Source organism: Bacteroidota bacterium (assembly GCA_016713765.1).
GTDB classification, from domain to species: domain Bacteria; phylum Bacteroidota; class Bacteroidia; order AKYH767-A; family 2013-40CM-41-45; genus Pollutiaquabacter; species Pollutiaquabacter aromativorans.
The window spans coordinates 571,890-583,887 of sequence record JADJON010000003.1 but is presented as its reverse complement, the minus strand read 5'-3'; the positions used below and the strand labels follow the sequence as shown (position 1 = coordinate 583,887).

General features: G+C 48.8%; 9 protein-coding genes. All 9 read left to right on the top strand.

Annotated features, from left to right (window positions below):
- The first annotated feature begins 36 nt into the window (after positions 1 to 36).
- The 9 genes from IPJ96_13285 (at position 37) to IPJ96_13245 (ending at position 11,960) form a co-directional block, all read left to right on the top strand.
- Positions 37 to 1,599: an Rne/Rng family ribonuclease gene (locus IPJ96_13285; GenBank protein MBK7911302.1), complete on the top strand. Its 1,563-nt coding sequence runs from the start codon at positions 37 to 39 to the stop codon at positions 1,597 to 1,599.
- 159 nt (positions 1,600 to 1,758) lie between these two features.
- Positions 1,759 to 2,361: an SRPBCC family protein gene (locus IPJ96_13280; GenBank protein ID MBK7911301.1), complete on the top strand. Its 603-nt coding sequence runs from the start codon at positions 1,759 to 1,761 to the stop codon at positions 2,359 to 2,361.
- Positions 2,362 to 2,654: 293 nt separating this feature from the next.
- The gene (locus IPJ96_13275; protein ID MBK7911300.1) at positions 2,655 to 4,496 is read left to right on the top strand and encodes a SprB repeat-containing protein; all 1,842 of its coding nucleotides are present in this window, start codon (positions 2,655 to 2,657) and stop codon (positions 4,494 to 4,496) included.
- A 64-nt stretch (positions 4,497 to 4,560) separates the two neighbouring features.
- Positions 4,561 to 5,442, top strand: a complete 882-nt coding sequence (locus IPJ96_13270) for a T9SS type A sorting domain-containing protein (GenBank protein MBK7911299.1) — start codon at positions 4,561 to 4,563, stop codon at positions 5,440 to 5,442.
- A gap of 1 nt (position 5,443) precedes the next feature.
- Positions 5,444 to 8,107 (top strand): T9SS type A sorting domain-containing protein, encoded by a 2,664-nt coding sequence (locus IPJ96_13265; GenBank protein ID MBK7911298.1) that lies wholly within the window; start codon positions 5,444 to 5,446, stop codon positions 8,105 to 8,107.
- 282 nt (positions 8,108 to 8,389) lie between these two features.
- Entirely contained in the window at positions 8,390 to 9,391 is a 1,002-nt protein-coding gene (locus IPJ96_13260) for an SRPBCC family protein (GenBank protein MBK7911297.1), read from the top strand.
- A gap of 18 nt (positions 9,392 to 9,409) precedes the next feature.
- Complete coding sequence (locus IPJ96_13255) at positions 9,410 to 9,895, top strand: RecX family transcriptional regulator (GenBank protein MBK7911296.1); 486 nt, start codon at positions 9,410 to 9,412, stop codon at positions 9,893 to 9,895.
- A 299-nt stretch (positions 9,896 to 10,194) separates the two neighbouring features.
- Positions 10,195 to 11,281, top strand: a protein-coding gene (prfB, locus tag IPJ96_13250; protein ID MBK7911295.1) for a peptide chain release factor 2 whose coding sequence is annotated in 2 segments (ribosomal slippage) — positions 10,195 to 10,254 and positions 10,256 to 11,281 — 1,086 coding nt in all. Because the reading frame shifts where the segments join, the coding sequence is not laid out codon by codon here.
- A 334-nt stretch (positions 11,282 to 11,615) separates the two neighbouring features.
- The gene (locus tag IPJ96_13245; GenBank protein ID MBK7911294.1) at positions 11,616 to 11,960 is read left to right on the top strand and encodes an arsenate reductase (glutaredoxin); all 345 of its coding nucleotides are present in this window, start codon (positions 11,616 to 11,618) and stop codon (positions 11,958 to 11,960) included.
- Positions 11,961 to 11,998: the final 38 nt, after the last annotated feature.

Genomic DNA, 11,998 nt, shown 5'->3' with positions numbered 1-11,998 from the left:
GCCATCGCGCCAATCGGGTCGCTAAAACATATTTCGTTGAACAACGAATTGGTGATTCATTCAACCAATGGCGAAGTCACCATCGCCCTGCTGGAAGACAAGCAACTGGTTGAACTGAACAACGACAAAAAGGATCAGTCGTTCCAGGTCGGTGACATTTACCTGGGACGTGTCAAGAAACTGATTCCCGGTTTGAATGCGGCATTCGTCGACGTAGGTCACGAAAAGGACGCGTTCTTGCATTACCTCGACCTCGGCCCTCAGGCCCAGTCGCTGCTGAAACTGGTACGCCTGGCCACCACCGGGAAGAATCCGGATCCGCTGCTGACCAACCTGCAGTTGGAGCCCGATATCGACAAGGGCGGTAAGATCACCGGCGTGCTGTCGGCCAACCAATGGGTGCTGGTCCAGGTCGCCAAGGAACCGATCTCCACCAAAGGTCCCCGCATCACCTCCGAGATCTCCCTCGCCGGCCGCTACGTCGTCCTGGTACCATTTTCCGACGTCGTCTCCATTTCCCAAAAGATCAAAAGTTCGGAAGAACGCCAACGCCTGAAGCGCCTCGCCATGAGCATCAAGCCGAAAGGCTTCGGCCTCATCGTGCGCACCGTGGCCGACGGCAAGAAGGTGGCCGAACTCGACAAGGACATCCAGGACCTGGTGACCCGCTGGAAATCGGCCATCACCAACGCGGGGACTTCCAAGCCCCCGGCCAAGCTGGTCGGTGAGCTCAACCGCACCTCGACCATCCTGCGCGACCTGCTCAACCCGAACTTCGCGAACATCCACGTGGACGACCAGGTCATGTACGAGGAGATCCGCAGCTACATCAGCGGCATCGCCCCCGACCAGGTCGAGATCGTCAAGCTCTACAAAGGCAAGCAGCCGATCTTCGAGCACTTCGGGATCGAGAAGCAGATCAAGTCGGGCTTCGGCAAGACGGTCACCATGGCCAACGGCGCCTACCTCATCGTGGAGCATACCGAAGCCATGCACGTGATCGACGTGAACAGCGGCGGGCGCGTACGCGCCGACAGCGAAGGCAACCAGGAGAACAACGCCCTGCAAGTGAACCTCGACGCGGCTACAGAAGTGGCGCGCCAGTTGCGCCTGCGCGACATGGGCGGCATCATCGTGGTCGACTTCATCGACCTGCACAATCCGAACAACCGGAAAGCGCTGTACGAGAAGTTGCGCACGGAGATGAAACGCGACCGCGCCAAGCACACCATCCTGCCGCCGAGCAAGTTCGGTCTGGTGCAGATCACCCGGCAGCGCGTGCGCCCGGAGACGAATATCACCACCGTCGAGAAGTGTCCGGCCTGCGAAGGAACGGGCGAGATCAAGGCCAGCATCCTGCTGATCGACGAGATCGAGAACAACCTGCGCTATTTCGTGCAGGAGCAGAACGAAAAGCAACTACACATCCAGGTGCATCCGTACCTGGAGGCCTATCTGAACAAGGGTCTGCTGTGGAACAGCATGGTGCACCAGTGGAAGAAGAAATTCAAGGCGAAGATCCGCGTGACGGGCAATTCGGCCTACCACATCATGGAGTATCACTTCTTCAATAAATCGGAGGAAGAAATCAAGATTTGACCGGATCTGCCGGAACGAGAAGCGGGAACGGAAACGAATTCCCGCTTTTTTATTTTCAATCGGCGGGCTGTGCAGGTCGGCTTGTTCAGAAGTCGGTTTTTGCGGATTGCGGCGGTGGTTCCTTGTACTTATTTTGTACCAACCTTCAAACCGGAAAACATGAAAATTGTAAAACGCATTCTCCTTGTCTTGCTGGTGCTTGTTTTGGCGGCGGTCGTGATCGGCTTCCTGATGCCGGGCTCGCGCAAGATCGAACGCTCGGTCGCCATGGGCGTCCCGGCAACGGCCATTTATGGACAGATCAACGAACTGAAGAACTGGCCGAACTGGTCGCCCTGGTACAAACTCGATCCGAACGCGAAGATCGTGTACAGCGAGCCATCCTCCGGACTCAACGCCTGGTACACCTGGGAAAGCGACAACAAGAACGTGGGCAAAGGGAAGATGACCATCGTCGAAGTGCAGGATAACGGATACATCAAGACCAAGCTGGAGTTCGACGGCATGAAGGAAGCGTACGGCTATTTCCGCCTCGAGCCGCAGGGTGAAAGCACGCAGGTGACCTGGGGACTCGATGCCGAGTTCGGCAACAACCCGATCTTCCGCCTGATGGGTCCGATGATGGACAAGATGCTCGGCGAAACCTTCACCCAGGGACTCACCGGCCTCGAAGCAGCCGCGAAAGCCGCTTCGGTCAACATCCAGTCGGCGGCGACAGATTCCAGCACCGCTGCCGCTTCGGATACGACTGCGGTGAATTGATCAATTCAATTTTATTGTGCAGCCATCTGCCTGGAAAGTCAGATGGCTTTTTTATTGGTTACACTTGGTTCAGCATAGCAGCAATGGGCAACAGGACACAAGTACTGAGCTCCGAATCTTTTAATCAGTCGGATGCGAGTAAAGTCAGAGCTGTTAAATTTTCCGAAACACTTGCATTTTTAAAATTCCTTGTTATCCTTTGATATTGCTAACGATTTTAAACCGATGCCATGAAAACAAAAACGAATAAACTTCATTTTTCGAATATTTTAAGGGGGGGGGGATTTTCGCTTGTGTTATTGCTGTTGTCCCTCGGAATCTCCGGACAGTCATTGGATGTGACATTTAACCCTTCCGTGTTCAATGGTGGATACCATGTGAGTTGCAACGGAGCCAGTGATGGTACCCTGGAGGCGATCATCGTTGGCGGACAGCCGCCCTATTCTTTTCAGTGGTCAACGGGTGCATACACGAAAACCATTACCAACCTGGCAGCCGGAACGTATTCCATTTCCGTTATTGATGCTGCGCAGGACACCATCATCAAGAGCTATACGCTGATCGCCTCGGAAGCCCTGACCGGTTCGCTTGATGTTTCGTCATACGGAGGCGGATTCAACGTTTCCGCGCAAGGGGCTGCCGACGGCTGGATCACCGCTGTCATCGGCGGCGGCGCTACGCCCTATACCTATCAGTGGAGCAATGGCGCCGAGACGGAGACGAATCACGACCTGCCGAGCGGATCGTATTCGGTGATTGTTTGGGATGTCAACCAATGCCAGTTGCAACTGTCGACCAGTCTGACGCAGCCCACGCCTTTGCATATTGTCAGCATCACCAGCCCGCTGCACAACGGGTACAACCTCAGTTGCAAGAGCAGCGATGATGGCGCCATTGACCTGACGGTTTCCGGCGGTGTTGCGCCTTATACCTATCAATGGAGCAATGGAAACTTCACGCAGGATCTGGCAGACCTGAAAGCCGGCGAGTACACGGTGCTGGTCAAGGACCTGAACGGCGTTGGCGTAACGGCCAGTATCACGCTCACGCAACCCGGTTCGATCGAAGTGGATTTGACAGCTCCGACCTACCCCAACGGCCACCACACGACCTGTTACAACTGCTCCAACGGCAGTGTGACCACCACCGTCACCGGCGGGGTGATGCCGTACACCTATTCCTGGAACACCGGTCAAAATACCCAGAACCTCTCCAACCTCATGGCCGGCACCTACTCGGTGCTGGTTACGGATGCCAACGGTTGCACCAAACCCGACGTCAAGATCGACCTGACGGAGCCGGATCGGGATGATTGGACGATTAATGGTAATTCGTTCTTGAACGAGGAAACCGATTTTATTGGAACGACAGATTCAACGGAGTTAGTTCTCAAATCCAATAATGTAGAAGGGATCAAGATAAATTCATCGGGTAATATTCGATTTTCTGCGCTCGCTGGAGGCAATTATGTTAATTACCTGTTTGTTGACAGTTTAGGAAATTTGTTTCGAACAAACCCTGGTACAGGTGGAGGCGGAAATCAACTACCTTTTTGTTATGCACCTGTAATTCCCTGGTACTCCGAGGATGCTACCATGGAGAATATATTCTTATGTGATACCAGAAATGTTGGGATTGGAACAAGCGATCCTCAGGCGCATTTGCATCTGAATTACTCCGATAATGTTGCATTAAAGATAACCATGAATAATTACCCGGATGCATCTGATCCGATACAAGTCGTGGACAATAACAATAATGTAATGTTCAAAATCGGAAATACGGGATCAGGAGTAGTAAACTCGCTGGCAATAAATACCTCATTAATTCCGACTGGTTATAAGTTGGGGGTTAATGGAAAGATTATTTGTGAAGAAATCAAGGTTAAGATGCATGCAGATTGGCCGGATTTTGTATTTGGGGATAACTATTCGCTTCGAAGCCTGACAGAATTGGAAGCTTTTATTAAGGATAACAGGTGTTTACCCGGGCTGAAATCAGCCGCTGAGGTTAAAGCAGATGGGGGAATATCCTTAAGCGAAACATCTAGGCTGCTGCTCCTTAAGATAGAAGAGCTGACACTCTATATTATTGAGCAGGAAAAACGTATTCAAAAATTGGAAAATCAACATTGAAATGAGGATATTAAGATACGTAACCCTCGGGATACTAATTCACTTTATTCAATGGGACAGTAGAGTGCTTGCGCAAACATCACGGTATTTCCCGTTTCCTCAATCAGATGCCTTTTGGCGTGTGACTGAATATGATTATTCCTATCCGGGTGGGGTAGAGATTAGCGATTACCAAATCTATTTTGTTGGAGATACGCTTTACAATGGAAATCTTATTAGTATACTAAATATAAAGATTGAGCATGCGATCAATCATCCATGGTCATACGGTTACGGTGAAAGAAGATTCGGATATTTATGGCAGGATACAATTCAGAAAATTGTTTATTTTAAGGACATATTTAGTTTAACATGCAATACATGTGATAGTGTTTTATACAATTTTAACTTAGAAGTCGGTGACTCTGTAATTAACCTAAATTGTTTTATGCAAACTGGATTATATAATTACATTCATTCTATAGATTCAGTTTTAATTGGATCAGATTACCGAAAAAAATACACACTCGAAAATGGATCTCACCAAGTAACCGGAGTTGAAATAATTGAGGGGATTGGAAGCACATTAGGGGGCTTCTATCAATATGACATGTTCGAGCAATATTTTCGACTCAATTGCTTTCAGCAGACGGGAGTAGTATTATTCAATATGCCTAATTACACGTGTGGGGAGTTAGTTACAAATATTATTGAAACTCAGGATGAGGCTGAAAAAGTATCAATTTACCCTAATCCAAGTAATGGCGATATTAATATTCAATCTTTACTGCCTATTAAAGAAATAAGAATAAGTACTATATCAGGAGTAGAAGTGAAACAAATGTTAATATGTGGGGAAGAAAAAAGAACAGCTATTAACCTTACATCAACATTAACTTCGGGCATGTACCTCATTCATCTTTTTACTGAAGAAAAAGTTTATGTAAAATATATAGTTATTTACTAGTATGAAGAAAGGTGTATTTATTATCATAGTGTTTTTAAATAGCTTTAGTCTAGCTCAAACAGCGAATTGGATAGAGCTAGGCCCATTTCAAACACCTGATTTGTTAACAAGCAATTTAGGCAGCAGAGGCATAGGTAGAACTTCTTGTATTCGATTTCACCCGGATTTTGCCTCTAATGGTACCTTGTTTGTAGGTTCTCCACTTGGAGGGTTATGGAAAAGAACATTAGGGTCAGGAAGTGCATGGGAGATTATGAATACAGATGCTCTTCCAAATATAGGTATATCTGACATCATCGTTGATTCAAATAATCCGCTGATTATTTACGTTTCAACAGGAGACCCAGATGCTCCGATGGATTTTAATAGAACATATCTAGGTAATACAGCTGAACACAGCAGAGGTATCTTTCGGTCGATGGACGGAGGTATTACATGGTCCCTAACAGCAATTGGAAATTGGTATGATTTGAACTCATCGACTGTTTTGACAAATTTTTGGGACTTCCCATCGCAAAAAAAGGCACGAAGAATTGCATTTAAACCCGGGAGCTCATCGGAAATATATTCAATTATAGAGACTTATAATTGGGCGGCGCATCAGCCTGTATCTTATTTGTATAAGTCAGATAACTCTGGCTTGGATTGGTATATTAAGCATGTGTTTCTCAGTGAAAAGTTGAGTGATTTAGAATTTTGTCCTTCTGATCCTGAAATAATGTTTCTTTCTGGTATTTCAGTATATAAATCCGTCGATGGAGGTGAAAACTGGTCCGAAAGTGCAAATGGCCTTAGTATTAATGCAGGAGTAGAGCGATCCGAAATCGAGATGAGTGAAAGTAATGATAATACCATATATGTCTTATGCTCAAATCCAACTTTGCACTTTAATTATTTATATATATCTACGGATAGAGGAGATTCATATTCTATTATAACGCAGTTAGACAAAAGTCCTCCATCTAGAACAAGTTTAGCAGTAGACGAAACAGATGTCAATAATATTTATGTAACTACTAGTAATTACATTAAACGTGTGGTTAATGTCAATGGTATTTGGAGTGTAAGCCCATTTTATCTGCCAATTCCACACATGGATGTTCATGAATTGAAATTCGAACCAAATACAAACGTTATTTACGCTAGCACAGATGGCGGATTGTCAGTCTCATACGATAATGGCTCAACTTGGGTTTATTTGAATGAGGGCTTAAGAATAACTCAATTGTGGGATATTGATACAGATGAAAATGAGGACACGAAGATCATAATTGGGACACAGGATAATGGTACCATATTGCATGACGGTGATATTGGTAATTTGTCAAACAGTTGGTCAAAAATAATGGGAGGCGACGGATTTACCACATTAATAGATAATTCTGAAGCTAAATATTATTATCATACAGATGCACAAACTCCAGGAGTCATATTAAGAAGTAATGACAATGGATATTCATGGACCAGTAATCTTAGGCCGCCAGGCACGACGTCTGATGATTCTAGGTTTCCCCTTGTTCAACACCCAGAGGAATTTAATGTTATGTATGTTGGTTTTGAAAATGTATTTAAGAGTATTGATTATGGATTGTCTTGGACGCAAATTACAAATGTGCCAGCAACTCAAAAGGTGAAAAATATTGCAATATGTGAATTGAAACCGGAACATATATATTTTAATTATGGATATACAATATGGCACCCGGCTCCGCTCGAAGGATGGTTTTGGTATTCACCGGATGGAGGAGTTACTTGGTTGGATCGGACTCCAGGCCTTGAAGGATTAAGAGGTGGGGAGATCGGTGGCATTGCAGTCGACCCATATAATCCCCTAAGAGTAATTGTATCTTTTAAAGGAACTGTTCACCGGATGATGTGCTCGAGTGATGGAGGGATGACATGGACTGACTTTATGCAAGGCTTGCCGGATGACGCCGATTTTTATGGCCTATGTACTGAGAAGGGCTCAAAGAATATCTATGCAGCGGCATCTAATGGAGTATATGTTTATAATGATGATGTTGGACAATGGCAGGCATTTAATCATTTACTACCACGGGTATGGGTATTAAGTACTAAGATAAATTATAGATCAAATGAAATATTCGCTGCCACCCATGGACGAGGGGCATGGAAATCGCATTTGTTCTGCCCGATTAATACTGATTTGTTTTTAACTGGCATCGTGCAATCTAATAAGATTGAGGAGAGTATAGGAAATTTAGTTTCAGAAGAAAAAATAGCAGCTAATCAAGAAGTTACCTATCGGTCAACTTATGAAGTTACTTTGACAGCAGGATTCGAGGCGGCTGAGGGCTCTGATTTTACTGCTTTTATTCGGGATTGTGTGACAGGGAGGTCATCAATGCGGACAGCTTCTGAATTATCGGATGAGGAGATTGGTAATAGAACAGGTTGGAAGGAACTTAATTTACTGGTCGCTCCAAACCCTGTTAAGGAATCATTTTGTATTAAGCTGGACTTATTTTCCGATTTAAACTGGATGAAGTACGATGTAATTAATGTATCAGGTACGGTAATTGCAAATGGGAAATTGGGAGGCGATGTAAAAGTTGTAGATTCATCATCCTGGAATAGCGGAATTTATTATATAATTGTCTATACCAATGTTGGAAAAGTAGTGAGAAAGATTGTAAAAATATAGGTCAATTGTCAAGGCTGCTGCAAAGTAGTTGTCTCAACCCCCAATTCTCTAAATAGTTTTTAGGTTTGAATCAGTGCAGTTCTTTTGCTTGAACTGTACGCGAATTTAGCTAAGATTAGCTACCGGACTGAAATTGATAGAACTGCTGCTGAGCGGTATATCCTTCAGTATCAGTACTAAGGTTACTATAGGACATGACAGGACTCGTTGGCAGGGCAAATTGTACTGTATTTCTGAAAAAATCACGACATTATCCCCCTCAACCTTGTTTGCCACACAGTCATGAAAATCTTCAAACGCGTCCTGATCGCCATCGCGATCCTCTTGTTGGTCATTGCCGCTATTGGTTTTATGTTCCCGTCGAAGGTCCATGTGGAACGGGCTACGGTCATCAACCAACCGAAGGAAAAAGTCTTTGCTTATGTGAACAACCTCCACAATTTCAATAGCTGGTCGCCCTGGCATGATATGGATACGGCCGCGACCTACACCTACGAAGGGCCGGAAACCGGCGTCGGTGCAGCGATGAAGTGGGAGTCCAACAACAAGGATGTTGGGAAGGGCATGATGAAGTTCGTCGAGGTGGTCGATGGGCAGATGATCAGGGAGGAGCTCAGCTTCATGGACGAAGGCTCGGCCTTCGCGACCTTCACCTTTGCTCCGGAAGAAGCAGGCACCAGGGTGACCTGGGCGTTTGAGTTCGAAGTGGGGATGAACCCGCTGCTGCGCATCATCGGTAAGTTCATGGACGGCATGGTCGGCAAGGACTTCGAAAAGGGCCTTGCTCGCCTGAAGAGCATCCTGGAAAAAATGCCGGCCGGTCCTGCGTTGAGTGTCGAGGTGATCGACTTCCCCGGTATGCACTACCTCGCCTTGCGCGATACCGCCTCGCTGGCCACCATCGGGCAAAAGCTCGGCCAAGGATACGGCAGGATCGGTCAGGTCATGGGTAAGCAAGGGCTGAACATGGCGGGCGCTCCTTCCGCGTTCTACTATTCGGAGAGCAGTACGGTATTCGATATGGATATCGCCATCCCGGTCGACAAGCCCGGTAAGGCGGATGGCCAGGTGAAGCCCGGCGAAGTGAAGGCCGGAAAAGTTGCCATGGTTCGTTTCTACGGTCCCTACGAAAAAACCGGCGACGGACATGCCGCCATTCATGCCTACCTCGGCGCCAACAACCTCCAGATCGCCGGCGCTCCCTGGGAGTCGTACGTGACCGACCCGATGATGGAGAAGGATACGATGAAGTGGGAGACCGATATCTACTACCCCTTGCAGTGATCCGGCTTATTTGACGCGATGGAAGAGGGGAGAGCAAAGCCAAAGGTTATCCTGTCGCCCGAGCAGGCGCTCAAGCGGGCGCAGCGCTATTGTGCCTACCAGGAACGCAGTCAGCAGGAGGTCCGCGACAAGTTGTATAGCTGGGGCCTTCACCGGCGTGAAGTCGAGTCGCTGTTGGTAGAGCTGATTTCGGACGGCTTCCTCAAGGAGGAACGCTTCGCCCATGCTTTCGCGGGCGGTAAGTTCCGCATTAAGAAATGGGGCCGTGTCCGCATCGAGCAGGCTCTGAAAGGGAAGCAGGTCAGTTCCCCGCTCATCCGCCAGGCCCTGGCCGGCATCGACGATCGCGAGTACCGGAAGACCCTCGAAACGCTCCTCCGTACCCGCCTCGCCGCCAGCAAGGACAGCGACCCCTTCATCCGCAACCGCAAAGCCGCCGACTACGCCATCCGCCGGGGCTTCGAACCGGAACTGGTCTGGTCCATCCTCCGCGACCAGGAATAATCTAAGTAATTAATTATCAGAATATTGAGTTTGCTAACCGCGAACTCTCAGGAGCCTCGGTCCGAAATCTTCCTAATGGCGAGGGTCCCGAACCCCATCCTCCCTCAACATTGCTCACTGTTCACTGTTCACTGTTCACTGTTCACTCCCGCCTACGCTAAAGCTACGGCGGGCAAGATTCACTATTCACTATTCGCTATTCGCTCCTGCCTCCGCTAAAGCTTCATCAGCCAGGATTCCCTCCAAACTGTTCACTGTTCACTATTCACTATTCACTATTTGCTACCTTCGCGCCCGCAATGACAACCGATCAACTAAAAGATCTCAAAGGGCGCCTGGATTCGCTAAGGGGGCATCTTTGACGTCGATAGCAAGCTGTTATCGATAAGAGAAAAAGAAGCGCTTTCGCTGGCCAACGGGTTCTGGGATGATCCCGCCGCAGCCGAGAAAGTGATGAAATCCATCCGCCAGTTGAAGAACTGGACGGACGCCTACCAGGCCATCGAACGTTCGTACGATGACCTTTCCGTGCTCTTCGAATTTCAAAAGTCCGGCGACGCTTCCGAAGCGGAAGTCGACGCTGCCTACGCCCACACCCTTGAGCTGCTCGAAGACCTCGAGTTCAAGAACATGATGGGCTCCGAAGAGGACCACCTCAGCGCCATCATCAACATCAACTCGGGCGCAGGCGGTACCGAAAGCCAGGACTGGGCTTCCATGCTCATGCGTATGTACATCATGTGGGCGGAGAAGCACGGCTTCAAGGTCTCCGAACTCGAATTGTCCGAGGGCGAAGCGGCGGGGATCAAATCCTGCTCGCTCCAGATCGACGGTGAATTCGCCTACGGCTACCTGAAAGGGGAGAGCGGAGTGCACCGCCTCGTGCGCATCTCGCCCTACGACAGCAACGCGCGCCGACATACCTCCTTCGCTTCCGTGTTCTCGTATCCGATGGTCGACGATACGATCGAGATCGAGATCAAGGACGCCGACATCGAGATCCAGACCTCGCGTTCAGGCGGCGCGGGCGGACAGAACGTGAACAAGGTCGAAACCAAGGTGCAGCTCACGCACAAGCCGACCGGCATCGTCGTTGTCTGTCAGGTGGAACGATCCCAGGGCGCCAACCGCGAGCGCGCGATGAACATGCTGCGTTCGCAGCTTTACGAACTCGAGATCCGCAAGCGGAACGAAGCCAAGGCCGTCACCGAGGCGGGCAAGAAGAAGATCGAATGGGGCTCGCAGATACGCAACTACGTGCTGCATCCTTACAAGCTCGTCAAAGACCTCCGAACCGACGTCGAAACCTCCGACGCCCAGGGCGTCCTCAACGGCGACCTGGATCCGTTCATCAAGGCGTTTTTGATGCAGGAGAGTGTGCATTGAGTGAACAGTGAATAGTGAACAGTGAACAGTGTTTAGCGAATCCTGCCTGCCGTAGCTTTAGCGAAGGCAGGAGCCAATAGCGAATAGCGAATAGCGAATAGCGAATAGTGAATAGTGAATAGTGAATAGTGAATAGTAAATAGTGAACAGTGAATAGTGAGTTGAGCTAACGAACTCGCCTGCCTGCCGTAGCTTTAGCGAAGGCAGGGAACCCGGAACAATTTTCCCTCGCCCCTCGCCCCACGTCCCTCGTCCCTCGTCCCTCGCCCCTCGTCCCACGTCCCACGTCCCACGTCCCACGTCCCTCGCCCCACGCCCCACGCCCCTCGTCCCTATGTTAAGGATCTGGTTCAAACCCACCTGCTCTACCTGCCAAACCGCGCTGGCCTACCTTAAGGACCAGGGTGAAGAGGACGTGGAGATCTTCGAATACATGAAAGAGCAACCGAAACCCGAAGACCTGCGCGAAGCGTTGCAGTTACTGGGCTTGAAGGCGCGCGATATCGTGCGGGAATCCGAAAAGGTATTTGCCGAAAAATACGCCGGTAAGGAACTCTCAGAAGAAGAATGGATATCCGCCATGTGCGAACACACCGAACTCATCGAACGCCCGATCGTCGTCAAAGACGGAAAGGCGATCATCGGGAGACCGGCGGAGAGGGTGCTGGACTTGTATTGAGTGAACAGTGAACAGTAAACAGTGTTTAGCGAATAGCC

Coding starts and splice junctions, on each gene's coding strand:
- IPJ96_13280 (MBK7911301.1), top strand. CDS start 1,759: ATGAAAATTGTAAAACGCATTCTCCTTGTCTTGCTGGTGCTTGTTTTG.
- IPJ96_13245 (MBK7911294.1), top strand. CDS start 11,616: ATGTTAAGGATCTGGTTCAAACCCACCTGCTCTACCTGCCAAACCGCG.
- IPJ96_13255 (MBK7911296.1), top strand. CDS start 9,410: ATGGAAGAGGGGAGAGCAAAGCCAAAGGTTATCCTGTCGCCCGAGCAG.
- IPJ96_13260 (MBK7911297.1), top strand. CDS start 8,390: ATGAAAATCTTCAAACGCGTCCTGATCGCCATCGCGATCCTCTTGTTG.
- IPJ96_13265 (MBK7911298.1), top strand. CDS start 5,444: ATGAAGAAAGGTGTATTTATTATCATAGTGTTTTTAAATAGCTTTAGT.